This is a genomic window from Massilia sp. IC2-477 (assembly GCF_020707265.1).
Lineage (GTDB): Bacteria > Pseudomonadota > Gammaproteobacteria > Burkholderiales > Burkholderiaceae_D > Telluria.
In genome coordinates, this window is record NZ_JAJFEQ010000007.1 from 103,294 (window position 1) to 118,758 (window position 15,465).

Here is a 15,465-nt window from a genome sequence, read left to right on the forward strand (position 1 = left end):
GCCAGCGCACTAGCCACCCTGCAAGTATCCCACGTTAAACCAAAGCAAAACAAGGCATGTCGTTCTGGCGCGACGTCGTGTCATGCACGCTTGAAGCGGTGGCCGACACTGACCGCCTCGATCCGGACCCGCTTGGGGACCATGTGCGGCTGCAGCCTGCTCTTCAAGTACGCGGTCAAGGCATCCTTGTCGACAAGGGTGTCGGGCACGGCCTGGACTGTCAGTTCGACATGCTGTCCGGTGATCGGATTCGATTTCGGGAACGCCTTCACCAGCGACACGTTCGGGAACTCCAGGGCCACGCGCTCCACTTCGGAAGCCATGAACTTCAGTCCGCCCACATTGATCACGTCGCTGACGCGCCCCACCACCTTGTAGTGGCCGTCCTTCACCTCGACTACATCCTTCGTGTCATACCAGCCCTCGCTGTCGAAGGGAGATGGCGCGTTGAGATAACCGAGCATCCGCGAGGCCGAACGGATCTGCAGCACATTGTCGACCACGCGCGTCTCGACGCCCTCGCCGCCCACCTGCATGAACAGGCTGTCGCGCGCCGCCGACTTCACGCGCACGATGCCCAGTTCCGACATGCCGAAGGTCTGCCGGAAGTCGACCTCCGGCAGCAGGCGGCACAGTTCATCCAGCGTCGGCTGGTCCATGCGCTCGGTGCCGTAGGTGATGACTTTCAGGGTGCCTGGCACCTTGTCCGGCACGGCCCCGCTGATCAGCATCAAGCGCAGGAAAGTGGGCGTGGTCGGAAGGACCTCGACCTCGTACTTCCGGCAGACCTCGAGCACGGAGTCGACCGTCCTGGCTTCCGGCGCCACCACCACGCCCTTGTTGAACAAGGTATGGAGCAGCGTGTTGATGCCGCCGATATGATCGAACAGCAAGAAATTAATGGTGCGTAGCGTCGGCCGCGGCGTGTCGAAGCGCTGCAGGAACAGGGTCAGGTCGTGCAGGATCGCCTTCGGCCGGCCTGTGGTGCCCGTCGAAAAAAGAACCAGGCCCGCGTGCCCCCGCTCGCGCAGCGAATCGATCAGCGGGTGCGACCCGTCGTGCGGTCGTCGTACCACGCGGCCATCCTCGATGACCACGTCGACCAGTGCCGATTCGAAGAAATAGTCGTGCTGGTTCGCGGTGTCGACCGTGAGCGGCACGACGATCACGTTCAGGTCGATCAGGCGCAGCAAGGTGAGAATGGACGCCGGGTTGAAGTCGCCGATGAGGGCCACGACGTCACCCGGCTTGACCTGCGCAAGGTCCACCGGGTGTTGCGACGCGATCTCCGAAAACCTCAGCGCGTTCCCGTTATGAATCAGGAAGGGCCAATCGACCCCGCTCCAGATCTGCCCCAGCTTTTCCAGGAGCTTCATCAGGCGCCCCCCACATGCAGGACCTGTCCCGACAGCGAACTGCTGCGCGGATCGAACAAGAGTTCGACCAGGTCGGCGACTGCGTCCGGCGTGAATTGTTTCGGAATAATTTGTTGAGAAACGATCTTGCCAATCTGGCTGGAAGTAATCCCTTTCAGCAGGCTGGTATCGATCGGCCCCGGCGCAATGCAATTCACGTTCACGTTGAAGTCGGCCATTTCCCGGGCAAACGCGCGCGTGAAGCCTTCAACGCCGGCCTTCGATGCCGCATAGATCGACTCGCCCTTCAGGCCGAGTGCCACCGCGATGGTCGAGAAATTGATGATGCTGCCTTGCTTATGCCTGAGCATCAGCGGTGCGATTTGCTGGCAGCAATAGATGGTCCCGAGCAGATTGGTCTGGACGATATTTTGCGAAACAGTTGCCGGGGTAGTGACCGCCAGGTTCATGGACGCGATACCCGCAGCGTTGACCAGCCCGGTTACCTTCGCGCCCTGCTTCTTCAGCGCCTGCGCGAGGGCCTTGACCTCATCGGCCGAGGAAACATCGCACCGCATGCCGGGAAACGGCAGGCCGTCGACATTGCGGGCGACGCCGAAAACCTCGACATTTTTCGCCAGCAGCCTTTCACAGATTGCCCGGCCAAGCCCTTTGCTCGCGCCCGTGACAACGATCATTGCTTCGCTTCCATTTGCTTGATGAACTCGTCGGCAAGCGCGCCTGCGGAACGGAACATGCTGCGCGAACGCGACATGGCGACATCGGACGTCCAGTCGAAGTCGAAACCGATGTCCGACGCCTTGTCCTCCAGGGCGATGCACAACTCCACCAGCTTCATCGAATCGAGCACGCTGCCGTCGCCGATCAGCGGGGTAGCGTCGGATACCACCGCAGCCTTGTCTTCCAGGAGTTCGGCAATGACGGCAAACACGTCGGATTTAATGGTGCTAGCGGTGGACATATAAAAACCTCATTGATGTGTGTTGTGTTCGATCAGGTCGGCCACTGCCAGCGGGCCAAGCGACAGCGAGGCGGACGCCCAGGAATAGCCGACGCCGAAACCGAACATGGCCAGTTTCTGGCGGCCCTGCTTCAACCCCTGCGCCATGTTCGTCGTCAACAGCAGCGGAATCGTCGCCGAACTCGTGTTGCCGAACCTGTCGATATTGACCGGAACCTTATCCATCGGCAGTTTGCACTTCTTCGCGAACTGCTTGAGCATGAAATGGTTCGCCTGATGAAACAGGAAGCCGTCGTACTCATCCACCTTTGCAGCGGCGAATTCCATCGTCCGCGTGGCCAGGGCCAGTACGGTTTGCAGCGTGAAGACGAAGACCTCTCCGCCATCCATGTACATGCAGTCCGGATCGCGGCCATCGAGGCGCTTGTCTCCGCTCAGCGAGTAATCCCTGAACCCGCCCCGCGGAATGATCAGGTTGGTGGCGCCAGTGCCGTCGGAGCCGAGGACGAAATGTGCCACCTCGTCTGGGCCACCCTGTTCGACCGCGGTGACCGTGCCCGCGTCGCCAAACAGCATGGCTGTGGAACGGTCATTGTGATCGATAATCTTGCTCATCGTTTCGCCAACCGCCAGCAGCACCCGGCGGGCGGCGCCGGATTGCACCATCGTCATCGCCAGCCACAAGCCGTAGGTGTACCCCGAGCAGCCCAGGTTGACATCGAAAGCGATACAAGCGGGCCCGATGCCAAGATCAGCCTGGAGTACGCAAGCGGTGGCCGGCATGCGGAAATCGGGCGTCTGTGACACGAACAACACCGCGTCCACGGTGGCAGGATCCCACTCCAGCCTGTCCATCAGGTGCAGGGCGGCGGTCCGGCACAAGTCGCGCGTGGTGGTCGATTCGCCCGCCCAGCGGCGCTCCTGGACGCCGATCATTTTGGCGACTTCGTCGATCTTTTCCTGGCCAAACGATTCACGGAAGTGCTCATTGGTCACGATCGTCGAAGGAACGCAAGAGACGACTCCAGCGATGCGGGCACCCGTCGTCGCGTTTTCCCGCCCAATGGACAAGCTCATTCTTTACTCCGCCCAGATCTGCATGATATTTATTTTGCAAAAGCCTTCATTCGACCCACAAGTATCCCACACCGCTCGTAGGCAATACAAGCAATCAATTGCCTTGTAGCAACAGACTGCGCGCGCCCTTTCCCACCGCGGAACTGATCGAGATGCCGGACCCAGGGCGATCACATCGGCACACCCACCAGGCTGGTCACCCGGATCGTCTTCGATTCCGGGATCTCGTTATGCGACAGCACCTTCAGCTGCGGCACCGCGCGGCGCAGGAAGCGCGACAGCAGCACGCGCAGCGGGGCCGGCACCAGCAGCACCGGGGACAGGCCCATCTGCTCCTGCTGGGCCGCGGCGTTGGCGGCCTGCTGGGCGATGGTGTCGGCCAGGCCCGGTTCGATGCCGGTGCCGTCGCCGCCCGCGCCCATGGCCTGCATGAGCAGGCGCTCGAGGCGGTTGTCGAGGGTCATGACGGACAGCTCGTTGGTGCCCGGGAACAGCTGCTGCACGATGGCGCGGCCGAGCGCCACCCGCACCATGGCGGTCAGCTCGCTCGGATCCTGGGTGAGCGCCGCGTTTTCCGACAGCGATTCGATGATGGTGCGCATGTCACGGATGTGCACGCCTTCCTGCAGCAGGTTCTGCAGCACTTTCTGCAGGGTCGACAGCGAGACGACCTTCGGCACCAGGTCTTCCACCAGCTTCGGGGTCTCCTTCTGCAGGTGGTCGAGCAGCGCCTGCACTTCCATGCGGCCCAGCAGTTCCGAGGCGTGGGTCGTGATCAGGTGGTTCAGGTGGGTCGCTACCACGGTGCCGGCGTCGACCACGGTATAGCCCAGGCTTTGCGCTTCGTCGCGCAGGCTGGCGTCGATCCAGGTGGCCGGCAGGCCGAAGGCCGGATCGGTCGTCACCAGGCCCGGCAGCGTGCCGCTGGCCATGCCCGGGTTGATCGCCAGGAACTGGCCGTTCATTGCTTCGCCGGTCCCCACTTCCACGCCCTTGAGGGTGATGCGGTAGGCCGAAGGCTTCAGCTCCAGGTTGTCGCGGATGTGCACGGGCGGGGCCAGGAAGCCGACTTCCTGGGCGAACTTCTTGCGGATGCCCTTGATGCGCTTGAGCAGCTCGCCACCCTGGGTCTTGTCGACCAGCGGGATCAGGCGGTAGCCCACTTCCAGGCCCAGGGTGTCGACCGCCATGACGTCCTGCCAGGTCGCTTCTTCCGACTCGGCCGGGGCGCCGCCGCCGGTGGCTGCCGTCGCCGCTGCCGCTTCCGCCGCCGCGGCAGCCTCCTTGGCCGGCGCTTCCTTCTTGCGCTTGGCGATCATCCAGCCGCCGCCGCACAGGGCGCTGCCCAGCAGCAGGAACACCAGGTTCGGCATGCCCGGGATCAGGCCCAGCGCGAAGATGATGCCGCCGGTGATGTACAGCGCTTCCGGGCGCGCGAACAGCTGGTTGGTGACCTGGCTGCTGATGTCGTCCTCGTTGGCCACGCGCGAGACCACCATACCGGCCGCGATCGAGATGATCAGGGACGGGATCTGCGCCACCAGGCCGTCACCGATGGCCAGCAGCGTATAGGTCTCGGCCGCCTGGCCGAAGGCCAGGTCGTGCTGCACCACGCCGACGATCAGGCCGCCGATCACGTTGATCAGGGTGATCATGATGCCGGCGACGGCGTCGCCCTTCACGTACTTCGAGGCACCGTCCATCGCGCCGTAGAACTCGGCTTCCTGCGCCACTTCGTTGCGGCGCTTGCGGGCGTCCGCTTCGCCGATCAGGCCGGCGTTCAGGTCGGCGTCGATCGCCATCTGCTTGCCCGGCATCGCATCCAGGGCGAAGCGCGCGCCGACTTCGGCGATACGGCCCGCGCCCTTGGTCACGACCGAGAAGTTGATGATGGTGAGGATGACGAAGACCACGATACCGACAGTGTAGTTACCGCCGATCAGGAAGTGGCCGAAGGCTTCGACCACCTTGCCCGCCGCCGCGCCGCCGGTGTGGCCTTCAGTCAGGACAATACGGGTGGACGCCACGTTCAGCGCCAGGCGCAGCATGGTGGAGATCAGGAGGATGGCCGGGAAAGCCATGAAGTCGAGCGGCTTGACCGTGTACAGGGCGGTCAGGAGCACGATGACGGACAGTGCGATGTTAAAGCTGAAGAACACGTCCAGCACGAAGGCCGGCAGCGGCAGGATCATCATCGCCAGCAGGACGACGATGAAGATCGGGGCCGCCAGGGCGCTGGCGCCGCGCGCCCCGAGGCCGCTCATCCATGCCGGCAGTTTCATGCTATTCATTAATGCAATACTCCATTATTCGCGCTGCCCGGCCCTTTGTAGGCGGGATCGTTCGGGTCCATCTCGGCCGGCACCGCCAGCTTCGCCGGGCGATCCGGGTACTGGCCTTCGCCCTTCTTGTAGGCGCGCAGCTGGTAGACATAGGCCAGCACTTCGGCCACGGCCGAGAACAGCTTTTCCGGGATCTCTTCGTCGATGTCGGTGTGGCGGTAGAGCGCACGGGCCAGGGCCGGGGCTTCCAGCAGGGTGACCTTGTGTTCGGTGCCGAGCTCGCGGATCTTGGCCGCGACTTCGTCCACGCCCTTGGCCACCACCCGCGGCGCGCCCTTCTGGCCGTCGGTGTACTTCAGCGCCACCGCGTAGTGGGTCGGGTTGGTAACGATCACATCCGCAGTCGGGACATTCTGCATCATGCGGCCCTGCGCCATTTCGCGCTGCATCTGGCGAATCTTCCCCTTGATCTGCGGATTGCCGTCCGACTCCTTGGACTCCTGGATCATCTCCTGGCGCGTCATCTTCATCTTGTCGTGGTAATGCCACAGCTGGTAGGGGCCGTCGATGGCGGCGATCACGCCCAGGGCGCCGACGATGAACAGGAAGGCCTTGGCCACCATTTCGCCCACGTGGGCGCTGCCGGCGTTCAGGGGCTCGACCGCCAGGCCCAGCACCGCTTCCTTCTGGCCCACGATGACGACCCAGGCCACGGCGCCGACCACCAGGGTCTTGGCGATGGCCTTCAGCAGTTCGATCAGGGCGTTGGTGGAGAACATGTTGCCGATGCCGCTGATGGGGTTCAGCTTCATGAAGTTCGGCATGAAGGCCTTGGACGAGAAGTTCCAGCCGCCGATCAGGAGCGGCGAGGCCAGCGCGACCAGCATGACCAGGCCCGCCAGCGGCAGGCAGGCCAGCAGCACCGCCACCAGGTCGGTGGTGATGCGTTCGATCAGGATGCTCGGGTTGTAGACCTGGTCGCGACTCAAGGAAAGGCCGGAATGCAGGGCCTGCTCCAGCTTGCCGATCAGGGAGCCGCCAGTGGCCCACAGGCCGGCGCCGGCGGCCATCAGGACGGTGAAGGTGGCGATTTCGCGCGAACGGGGAACGTCGCCATCCTCACGCGCCTTTTCAAGCCGCCTGGGTGACGCTGGTTCTGTCCGTTCTGCGTCGCTGTCGTCCGCCATCCACCGCTCCTGTTAACGAAATACATCCGAAAACAGGATTATCGCAGGTGTTGCCGTACGGCTATAAGGGGAGAAGGATGGGAAAAGCCCGCTTATTTGGGGTCAGGCAAAGGTCTCGGCCGCCGCGAAGGCCAGGCCCTTGTCATCCTTGCCAGACACCAGCGGCGGGTTCTTGAGGGGCCAGTCGATCGCCAGCGTCGGGTCGTTCCAGGCAATGCAGCGCTCGTGCTCGGGCGCATAATAGTCGGTGGTCTTGTAGAGGAATTCCGCCGATTCCGACAATACCATGAAGCCGTGGGCGAAACCTTCCGGCACCCATAGCTGGACCTTGTTCTCCGCGCTCAGGATCTCGCCCACCCAATGTCCGAAAGTAGGAGATGAACGGCGCAGGTCGACGGCGACGTCGAACACGCTGCCGGCGGTGACGCGTACCAGCTTGCCCTGGGTCTGCTGCACCTGGTAATGCAGGCCACGCAACACGTTGTGGGCCGACTTCGAGTGGTTGTCCTGCACGAACCCGACCTTGCGGCCAAGCGCCTCCTCGAAACGGGCCTGATGGAAGCTTTCGAAGAAGAAACCACGGTCGTCGCCGAACACGCGGGGTTCGATGCGCAGGACATCGGGAATGGCAAGGCGGGTAATGTGCATCAGAAAACCGTTTCTCGTAATACGCGCATCAGGTACTGGCCGTAGCCGTTTTTCTTCAGCGGTGCGGCGAGGGCCTCGAGCTGCCCGGCGTCGATCCAGCCCTTGCGGTAGGCGATCTCCTCGGGGCATGCCACCTTCAGGCCTTGGCGCCGCTCGATGGTGGCGATGAACTGGCTGGCATCGAGCAAGGACTCGTGGGTGCCGGTGTCGAGCCAGGCGTAGCCGCGTCCCATGATCTCGACATCCAGCTTGCCCATGTCCATGTACAGGCGGTTCAGGTCCGTGATCTCGAGCTCGCCGCGCGCCGACGGCTTGAGGGTACGCGCCAGTGCCGACACGTTCTCGTCGTAGAAATACAGGCCGGTGACGGCATAGTTCGAGCGCGGCACCGCCGGCTTTTCTTCCAGGCTGACCGCCTTGCCGGCATCATTGAATTCGACCACGCCGTAGCGCTGCGGATCCTGCACATGGTAGGCGAACACGCTGGCGCATTCGGTGCGCGCATTGGCGCGCTCGAGCAGCGTGTTGAAATCATGGCCATAGAACAGGTTATCGCCCAGCACCAGGGCGGAAGGTGCATTGCCGAGGAAATCTTCGCCAATCAAGAATGCCTGGGCCAGGCCGTCCGGCGATTCCTGCACCGCATACGTCAGGTTCAGACCCCAGCGGCTGCCGTCGCCGAGGAGCTGCTGGAAGCGCGGCGTGTCCTGGGGCGTGGAAATAATCAGGATGTCGCGGATCCCACCCAGCATCAGCGTGCTGAGCGGGTAATAAATCATGGGCTTGTCAAATACCGGCAACAGCTGCTTGGAAATCGCGAGCGTGGCAGGATGCAGGCGGGTTCCGCTGCCGCCTGCGAGGATGATGCCTTTGCGCTTCATGGAATCACTCATGGATGTCCCTACAGATTACCCTGGGCGGCCAGCTCGGCGACCAGGCGATTGACGTGGTAACGCCAGTCCGGCAACTGCATGCCGAAACTTGCGCAGAATTTACTGCTATCGAGACGAGAATTGGCGGGGCGGGCAGCGGCGACGGGGAAACTGGCGGCGGGAACCGGCAGCACCTGCTCCGGCCCGGCCTTCAGGACCGCGCCATGCGCCCTCGCCTGCGCCAGGACATGGCAGGCATAGCCATGCCAGCTGGTGTCGCCGGATGCGGCCAGATGGTAGGTACCGGACAGGTCCGCGCCGCCCGGCAGCGCCAGGCGGTACAAGGCCAGTGCCGTGGCGTCGGCCAGCAGCTCGGCCCCGGTGGGCGCGCCGAACTGGTCGGCGACGACGGTCAGCTGCTCGCGCTCCCGGGCCAGGCGCAGCATGGTCTTGGCGAAGTTGCCGCCGCGCGGCGCGAACACCCAGCTGGTGCGCAGGATCAAGTGGCGTGCACCACTGGCGCGTATCGCTTGCTCGCCTTCGCACTTGGTCCGCCCGTACACCGACAGCGGCGCGGTCGGATCGCTCTCGACCCAGGCGCCGGCCTTGCTTCCGTCGAACACATAGTCAGTGGAATAGTGCACCAGCCAGGCGCCGATGGCGGCCGCTTCCTCGGCCAGTACGCCAGGGGCGAGCGCGTTGACGCTGCGCGCCAGCGCTTCGTCCGTTTCGGCCTTGTCGACCGCGGTGTAGGCGGCGGCATTGACGATCGCGTCCGGCGCAAGCCGGCGTACCAGCGCGCGCAGCGACTCGGGATCGGCGAAGTCGGCGCCATCGCGGCCGAAGGCATGCAGCTCGCCGAGCGGCGCCAGCGAGCGCTGCAGCTCCCAGCCGAGCTGTCCGTCCTTGCCGAGCAACAGGATCTTCATGGTCTCAGGGCGCAGGCGCGTACTGGCGCTCGACCCAGTCGCGGTAATGGCCGCTCGTCACGTTGCCGACCCATTCCTGGTTCGCCAGATACCATTCCACGGTCTTGCGGATCCCGGTCTCGAAGGTCTCGGCCGGGCGCCAGCCCAGTTCGCGTTCCAGCTTGCCGGCGTCGATCGCGTAGCGGCGGTCGTGGCCCGGACGGTCTTTCACGAAGGTCATCTGGCTCGCGTAAGACTGGCCGTCGGCGCGCGGGCGCAGTTCGTCGAGGATGGCGCAGAGCGTGCGCACCACGTCGATATTGGCTTTTTCGTTGCAGCCGCCCACGTTGTAGGTCTCGCCCAGGCGTCCCTCGGACAGCACGCGGCGGATCGCGCTGCAATGGTCGGTGACGTAGAGCCAGTCGCGGATCTGCTGGCCATCACCATAGATCGGCAGCGGCTTGCCGGCCAGCGCATTGTGGATCACCAGGGGAATCAGCTTTTCCGGGAAATGGTAGGGACCGTAGTTGTTGGAGCAGTTGGTCGTCAGCACCGGCAGGCCATAGGTATGGTGGTAGGCGCGCACCAGGTGGTCCGATGCGGCCTTGCTGGCGGAATAGGGACTGTTCGGCTCGTAGCGGTTCTGCTCGTTGAAGGCGGGCGCCTCGCTCGACAGCGAACCATAGACCTCGTCGGTCGAGACGTGCAGGAAGCGGAACGCCGCCTTCGCCTCGGCGTCGAGGCCATTCCAGTAGGCGCGGACCGCTTCCAGCAGGTTAAAGGTACCGACGATATTGGTCTGGATAAAGGCGCCCGGGCCTTCGATCGAACGGTCGACATGGCTTTCGGCGGCAAAATTCAGCACCGCCCTGACCTTGTGCTCGGCCAGCAGGCGCGCCACCAGGTCGCCGTCGCCGATGTCGCCACGCACGAAATGATGGCGTGCGTCGCCGGCGAGGCTGGCCAGGTTTTCCAGATTGCCGGCATAGGTCAGCTTGTCGAGGTTCACTACCGGCTCGTCATGGTGCGCGAGCCAGTCGATGACGAAGTTCGAGCCGATGAAGCCCGCCCCGCCGGTCACGAGGATAGTCATTCCTGTTAGTCCTAGTCTGTTCTGTTGTCGAAGATGTGCGCATTGCGCACGGAGAGCGCTTGCCTCAGCTCAAGAATTGTAAATGAAGAACAGTTTTGCTGTCTGTTTGGCAAAACCAATCGTGTGCGGCATACCACGGCGCATTCATGCCGTTTTGCTACGACAGTTAACAAGCAGTCATCATTCTGGGCTGTCGTTAGCGCCGTGTCAATATGAGGCTGGGCTGTTTACAGGCCGCGCTGGATGAAGGAGGAATTGGGCTGCTCGAGAGCGATGTCCGACAGGGGCGCGGACAACGACGCGGCCAGACGCGCCGAGCGCTTGTGGCGGCGGCGCGCCCACCAGGCCGAGACCACGAAGGAGTACACCGACAGGTAGAGCAGGAAGCTGGCCAGCACGCCCTGCAGCAGGGCTTCCGGCACGCTGGCGAAGCGCACCGCCGTCATGGCCGGCACCAGCGCCACCAGCCAGGACACCGGGGAGACGCAGGCATTGCGCAGCGGCGCCGGCAGCGCGCGCAGGTAGCGCGCCACGAGGGCGGTTTTGACCAGGCTGTGCAGGTGCCAGCTGTCCGGGTGGCCCGGATGGCGGCGGCACCACAGGCGGCGCAGGATGGTGAACACGGTTTCGAAAATCGGATAGCCGCAAGCCAGCAGCGGCGCCCAGGGCGAGACCTGCGGATTGCGGTAGACCAGCATCACCGACAGCCAGGCCAGCAGGAAGCCGAGCAGGTAGGCGCCGCCGTCACCGAGGAACAGTTTACCAAAGGGGAAGTTGACCACGAAGAAGCCGGCCGTGACGGCGCAGACCACGAAGCACAGCTGGGCCAGGGTAGCGTCACCGGCTTCCTGGGCGATCATGCCGAGCGCCGCCATGCCGATCAGCACGGTGCCGCTGGCCAGGCCATTGAACCCATCGATGATGTTGACGGCATTGGCCACGCCGCCCACCGCGAAGGCGGTAAACAGCACCGAGGCCGGCAGCCAGGCAAGCAGGACGTCGAGCGGCTCGACGCCGACGTGGATCAGGGTGACGCCGGTCAGGCCCCAGCAGCACACGCCGCTGGCCATGGTGGCGAGCAGGCGCGCGCGCACCGAGACATTGCGGGTCAGGTCTTCGGCCAGGCCGAACACAAAGGCGGGCATGCTCGATACCAGCACCGGCAGCAGCAGCTCCTGCTGCTGCGGCGGCAGCACGCCCAGCGAGAGCCAGAGGCCGAGCATGATGGCGGCGCCGCCGATGCGCGGGGTCGGAGTGAGATGGAATTTCTGCACGCCGTGCGTCGCGTCGAGCGAATAACGCCCGTGCCAGCGCGTCGTCAGCACGAGCAGCAGCGAACAGGCGAGCGACACGGCAAAACCAAGCTCGAGGCCGGCGAATGGCAAATTAATAATACTCATAGAACCAGTTTGTTAACTCGTCAATTCTATCGCATTTCTATTTAACCAACGCCCAATCGTGTTACAGACTGTTTCCTGGGCTGGAAGCGCAAGTTGTTGATTGTTCAAGCACAATTCGGCGATTCTAGGGACCTTGATATGTCGCAATCAACCGCCCTGAAACTTCTCCTAATATTCTGGACAATTCGATACACTTTATCGGCGGCAATATTCCGTAAGCGCCGAGCTCAAGGGAGAGAGCATGGGTTTCACCCGCAGCATCATCCTCGCCGCCCTCCTCCCCCTTCTGTTTCTTCAACCGGTCCTGGCCCAGCCGTCGGGCGAACTGGCCGAACTGCGCGCGCGCCAGCTCGAGGCCGAGGCGCGCCAGGCCCTGGCCGAGGCCGAACGAGCCGAGCTGCTGGCGCGCCTGCCTCCGAGCCAGTCCAAACCCCTGGCCGGCACGGTCGACACCCGCGGTTTCGGCGCCGCCGGGCTGGTGCGCGCGGTCGACCTGGCGCGCGAGCTGGCGGCCCTGCTGTGCACCCGCCTGCCTCCTGGCCGCCCGGTCGCCCTCTACGATCCGGCCGCCGTCCAGGGCATGGTGGCGGCGCGCAGCGTCGACAGCGCCTTGAGCCGCCTGTCGAACGACATGGCCGAGCGCAACAAGGCCCTGCAGCGCTACCTCGACACCCACCGCCCGCCCGGCTCCACCGCGCTGCCACCGGCCCTGCTGGGCGCCCTGACGGTAGTGCCGGCCACCGTGCGCGCCGGCGCCGACCTCGCCGCCCTGCTGCGCAGCGACGTGACGGCAAGCGGCATCGGCTACGGCGAAGGCGCGCGCAGCCTGTTCGCCAGCGCCCTGGCCCAGGCTTGTCCGGAGCGCGTCACGGGACTGGGCGCCGGCTACCTGGGCGAACTCGACTGGGACCGCTACGACAAACTGCTGGGACGGGTGAACGCCCTCGCCGTCCACCGCGCCGGCTACGCCCAGCGCATCGCCGAACTGCAGGCCTTGGCCGATGCGGCCAAGGGAGAGGAAAAGAAGGAATTCGCGCAAGTGGCCCAGGCCGCGCTGGCCCAGCTGAAGGTGGTGGATGCCTTCATCGACTCGCTCAAGGCCGGCGAAGCGAGCGAGCGCAGCCCGCTGTTCACGACGGCGCGCTATCTCGGCTATGGCGAGCGCACCGCCGGCAGCGTCGTGCTGGACATCGACCTGCGGCTGGAAGGCCTGAGCCTTGTGAAGGAAAACCTGTTCAGCGGCCAGCAGCTGCGGCTGTCGGCGGTCGCCTTCCTGTGGTACCGGCTGCACGAGCCGGACGGGCGGCTCCTGCGCGCCGAGGTGCTGCGCCGGATCAGCCGGCCGGTCGAGGTCGACCTACGCGGCAGCGGCGCGCCAGACGGATTCTGGTCGGAGCCTTGATCTTCAAGGCTCCAGCTTTTTGATGGCCTGGTCGATGGCGCCGAAAATGGACTTGCCTTTCTCGTCCAGCATCTCGATGCGGATGCTGTCGCCGAAGCGCATGAAGGGCGTGCTCGCCTGGCCGTCGGCGATCATCTCCAGGCAGCGCTGCTCGGCGATGCACGAGTAGCCTTTACTTGTATCCTTGTTCGACACCGTGCCCGAGCCGATGATGCTGCCGGCCCGCACCCGGCGGCTCTTGGCCAGGTGGGCGATCAGCTGCGGGAAGTTGAACACCATGTCGACGCCAGCATTCGGCTGTCCGACCAGGTGGCCGTTCCAGCTCGAGCGCAGCGGCAGGTGGACCTTGCCGTCGCGCCAGGCCTCGCCCAGCTCGTCCGGCGTGACAGCCACCGGCGCGAAGCTGGTGGCCGGCTTCGACTGTAGGAAGCCGAAGCCCTTGGCCAGTTCGTCGGGAATCAGATTGCGCAGCGAGACGTCGTTGGCCAGCATGAGCAGGCGGATCTGCCCGTAGGCTTCGTCCGGCGTCGCGCCCATGCCGACGTCCCCGGTGACCACCGCCACCTCGGCCTCGAAGTCGATGCCCCACTCTTCATGGGCCAGCACGATGTCGTCCATCGGCCCGATAAAGTCATCGCTGCCGCCCTGGTACATCAGCGGATCTTCCCAGAACGAGGCCGGCATCTCGGCCTTGCGCGCCTTGCGCACCAGTTCGACGTGGTTGACGTAGGCCGAACCGTCGGCCCACTGGTAGGCGCGCGGCAGCGGCGCCATGCACCTGGCGGGCTCGAAGTCGAAGGGACGGCGCGCGCGGCCCTCGTTCAGCAGCAGGTAGAGGTCGGCCAGCTGGGGCGCGATGAAGCCCCAGTCGTCGAGCGCGGCCTGCAGGGTGGGCGCGATGCCGTCGGCGACGTGGGCGGTCTTGAGGTCGCGTGCGACGACCAGCAATTGGCCGTCGCGCGTGCCGTCGTTGAGGGTGGCGAGTTTCATGAGGCGGACTCCTGTTGGGAACCCGCCATTCTAACGTTACCGAGCTTAGTATTGCACCACGACCCCGGCGCCGATGGTGCGCTGGAAGTAGTTGTAGTCGATCAGGCTCTGGCCATAGCCGGAGAACCAGTGCACGTAACCCTTGAGCGGACCGGCCAGCGGAAAGGCCCAGCCGAGCTGGGTCGCGCCCTTGTTGGTCGACAGGTTACGCCGGAGCATGGCCGAGAACTCGTGGCCGTCGACGCGGTAGGTACCGGCCAGCTCGGCGCGGCCCATGTAGTCGACGATGTCGGGATTGTTGTCATCCTCGAGCGACTCATTGATGCGCTTCCACACCCGCGCCGTCATCGACAGGCGGCCGCGCTCCAGGCCCACCTGGGCATACACCCGGTTCCAGCTGCGCGACAGGGTCGAGGACTGGCCGTTCGACTGGTGGTTCAGGCCCAGGTTCAGGTATTTCAGGTTGGCGCCGAAGACGCTGAAGTTCAGCGGCGTCACCACCATCAGCTCGGGCTGGTAATTGGTCTCGCGGAAGGGACTGGAAGCCTCGCGGTTGCCGGCCTGCCAGAAGCTGTTCTGGGTATAGCCGAACCAGACGTCCACCGGCAGCTCGAAAGCGGTCTCGACCATCTTCATCTTGAAGCCGAGCTGGTACTGCAGTTCGGCGTGCGAGAGCTTGCCGGTGAAGTCGGCCGCGCGGAAGGGTTCGTAGGGCGCCTCGTTGGGGCGGTAGGTCCGGGCCGCGATCAGGTAGTTCGGGTTGTGCGGACGGAAGGCGAAGACGCCGCGGCGGTGCTTCTCGTCCAGTTCCCAGTGGCCAGCCATGGTGTATTCCGAAGCGGCCTCGACTACCGGATCGACCGAGGCGGCCGGGTCCGGCTGCGGCTTGGCCGGGAAGGCGGTCGGCGCCTGGCCGGGCGTCATGCTGGCCACGGGCGCCGGCGCCGTTTCGGCAGGCACGGCGGGCGCGGCCGGCGTGGCGCCATGGGCGGCGGCCAGGCGGTCGAAGCAGCTCAGGCGCGCATTGGTGTCGGCGAGCCTGCTGCAATCGCCCAGCTGCTGCTGCACGCTTGGAGAGGACTGTTGGGCGGTGGCTGGGAGGGCGAACAGGAGAGGCAGTAGCGCTGCGGGAATCTTCTTCAAGTGCATGGGATCTTTTCGAAAACGGCTGTGCGGCCGCGATGGCATGGACAAGAGCGTCCATGACATAGCGGATTGTCAACAGCAGTGTCGCGTAAAAGACCAGATCATGGCGCACTGTTTGCGCTT

The 15,465-nt window shown here is 64.6% G+C and carries 14 protein-coding genes; 1 reads left to right on the forward strand and 13 read right to left on the reverse strand.

Annotation, left to right across the window (positions count from 1 at the left end):
- Window positions 1-80: 80 nt before the first annotated feature.
- From LK542_RS15665 to LK542_RS15715, 11 genes are all read right to left on the reverse strand, one after another.
- A complete protein-coding gene (locus LK542_RS15665; protein WP_227812600.1) occupies window positions 81-1,376 on the reverse strand; it encodes a fatty acid--CoA ligase family protein in 1,296 nt (431 codons plus the stop codon).
- On the reverse strand, window positions 1,376-2,053 hold the full coding sequence (locus tag LK542_RS15670) for an SDR family oxidoreductase (RefSeq protein WP_227812601.1): 678 nt from the start codon (window positions 2,051-2,053) through the stop codon (window positions 1,376-1,378). The genes LK542_RS15665 and LK542_RS15670 overlap by 1 nt, the downstream gene beginning before the upstream one ends.
- Complete coding sequence (locus LK542_RS15675) at window positions 2,050-2,337, reverse strand: acyl carrier protein (protein WP_227799391.1); 288 nt, start codon at window positions 2,335-2,337, stop codon at window positions 2,050-2,052. The genes LK542_RS15670 and LK542_RS15675 overlap by 4 nt, the downstream gene beginning before the upstream one ends.
- 9 nt (window positions 2,338-2,346) lie before the next feature.
- Window positions 2,347-3,414, reverse strand: a complete 1,068-nt coding sequence (locus LK542_RS15680; RefSeq protein ID WP_227812602.1) for a ketoacyl-ACP synthase III — start codon at window positions 3,412-3,414, stop codon at window positions 2,347-2,349.
- 170 nt (window positions 3,415-3,584) lie between these two features.
- Window positions 3,585-5,705 (reverse strand): flagellar biosynthesis protein FlhA, encoded by a 2,121-nt coding sequence (flhA, locus tag LK542_RS15685; RefSeq protein ID WP_227812603.1) that lies wholly within the window; start codon window positions 5,703-5,705, stop codon window positions 3,585-3,587.
- Window positions 5,705-6,883 (reverse strand): flagellar biosynthesis protein FlhB, encoded by a 1,179-nt coding sequence (flhB, locus tag LK542_RS15690; RefSeq protein WP_227812604.1) that lies wholly within the window; start codon window positions 6,881-6,883, stop codon window positions 5,705-5,707. The genes flhA and flhB overlap by 1 nt, the downstream gene beginning before the upstream one ends.
- 102 nt (window positions 6,884-6,985) lie before the next feature.
- A complete protein-coding gene (gene rfbC / locus LK542_RS15695) occupies window positions 6,986-7,531 on the reverse strand; it encodes a dTDP-4-dehydrorhamnose 3,5-epimerase (RefSeq protein WP_227812605.1) in 546 nt (181 codons plus the stop codon).
- On the reverse strand, window positions 7,531-8,412 hold the full coding sequence (gene rfbA, locus LK542_RS15700; RefSeq protein ID WP_227812606.1) for a glucose-1-phosphate thymidylyltransferase RfbA: 882 nt from the start codon (window positions 8,410-8,412) through the stop codon (window positions 7,531-7,533). Before rfbA ends, rfbC begins: the two co-directional genes overlap by 1 nt.
- A 20-nt stretch (window positions 8,413-8,432) precedes the next feature.
- Window positions 8,433-9,332: a dTDP-4-dehydrorhamnose reductase gene (gene rfbD / locus LK542_RS15705; protein WP_227812607.1), complete on the reverse strand. Its 900-nt coding sequence runs from the start codon at window positions 9,330-9,332 to the stop codon at window positions 8,433-8,435.
- A gap of 4 nt (window positions 9,333-9,336) precedes the next feature.
- Entirely contained in the window at window positions 9,337-10,404 is a 1,068-nt protein-coding gene (rfbB, locus tag LK542_RS15710; RefSeq protein WP_227812608.1) for a dTDP-glucose 4,6-dehydratase, read from the reverse strand.
- A gap of 227 nt (window positions 10,405-10,631) precedes the next feature.
- The gene (locus tag LK542_RS15715) at window positions 10,632-11,804 is read right to left on the reverse strand and encodes a glycosyltransferase (RefSeq protein WP_227812609.1); all 1,173 of its coding nucleotides are present in this window, start codon (window positions 11,802-11,804) and stop codon (window positions 10,632-10,634) included.
- Between the two features lie 241 nt (window positions 11,805-12,045).
- Here LK542_RS15715 and LK542_RS15720 point away from each other — a divergent pair, with 241 nt between their 5' ends.
- Window positions 12,046-13,206 carry a hypothetical protein gene (locus LK542_RS15720; RefSeq protein ID WP_227812610.1) on the forward strand — a complete coding sequence of 387 codons (1,161 nt, stop codon included), beginning with the start codon at window positions 12,046-12,048 and terminating at the stop codon, window positions 13,204-13,206.
- A gap of 3 nt (window positions 13,207-13,209) precedes the next feature.
- On the opposite strand, the gene LK542_RS15725 is transcribed toward LK542_RS15720, so the two are convergent.
- Both LK542_RS15725 and LK542_RS15730 read right to left on the reverse strand, forming a co-directional pair.
- A complete protein-coding gene (locus tag LK542_RS15725) occupies window positions 13,210-14,196 on the reverse strand; it encodes a fumarylacetoacetate hydrolase family protein (RefSeq protein WP_227812611.1) in 987 nt (328 codons plus the stop codon).
- Between the two features lie 45 nt (window positions 14,197-14,241).
- Complete coding sequence (locus tag LK542_RS15730; protein WP_227812612.1) at window positions 14,242-15,345, reverse strand: phospholipase A; 1,104 nt, start codon at window positions 15,343-15,345, stop codon at window positions 14,242-14,244.
- Between the last annotated feature and the right edge of the window lie 120 nt (window positions 15,346-15,465).

Coding starts and splice junctions, on each gene's coding strand:
- flhA (WP_227812603.1), bottom strand. CDS start 5,705: ATGAATAGCATGAAACTGCCGGCATGGATGAGCGGCCTCGGGGCGCGC.
- LK542_RS15720 (WP_227812610.1), top strand. CDS start 12,046: ATGGGTTTCACCCGCAGCATCATCCTCGCCGCCCTCCTCCCCCTTCTG.
- rfbD (WP_227812607.1), bottom strand. CDS start 9,332: ATGAAGATCCTGTTGCTCGGCAAGGACGGACAGCTCGGCTGGGAGCTG.
- LK542_RS15725 (WP_227812611.1), bottom strand. CDS start 14,196: ATGAAACTCGCCACCCTCAACGACGGCACGCGCGACGGCCAATTGCTG.
- rfbA (WP_227812606.1), bottom strand. CDS start 8,412: ATGAAGCGCAAAGGCATCATCCTCGCAGGCGGCAGCGGAACCCGCCTG.
- LK542_RS15670 (WP_227812601.1), bottom strand. CDS start 2,053: ATGATCGTTGTCACGGGCGCGAGCAAAGGGCTTGGCCGGGCAATCTGT.
- rfbB (WP_227812608.1), bottom strand. CDS start 10,404: ATGACTATCCTCGTGACCGGCGGGGCGGGCTTCATCGGCTCGAACTTC.
- LK542_RS15680 (WP_227812602.1), bottom strand. CDS start 3,414: ATGAGCTTGTCCATTGGGCGGGAAAACGCGACGACGGGTGCCCGCATC.
- LK542_RS15665 (WP_227812600.1), bottom strand. CDS start 1,376: ATGAAGCTCCTGGAAAAGCTGGGGCAGATCTGGAGCGGGGTCGATTGG.
- LK542_RS15730 (WP_227812612.1), bottom strand. CDS start 15,345: ATGCACTTGAAGAAGATTCCCGCAGCGCTACTGCCTCTCCTGTTCGCC.
- flhB (WP_227812604.1), bottom strand. CDS start 6,883: ATGGCGGACGACAGCGACGCAGAACGGACAGAACCAGCGTCACCCAGG.
- rfbC (WP_227812605.1), bottom strand. CDS start 7,531: ATGCACATTACCCGCCTTGCCATTCCCGATGTCCTGCGCATCGAACCC.
- LK542_RS15675 (WP_227799391.1), bottom strand. CDS start 2,337: ATGTCCACCGCTAGCACCATTAAATCCGACGTGTTTGCCGTCATTGCC.
- LK542_RS15715 (WP_227812609.1), bottom strand. CDS start 11,804: ATGAGTATTATTAATTTGCCATTCGCCGGCCTCGAGCTTGGTTTTGCC.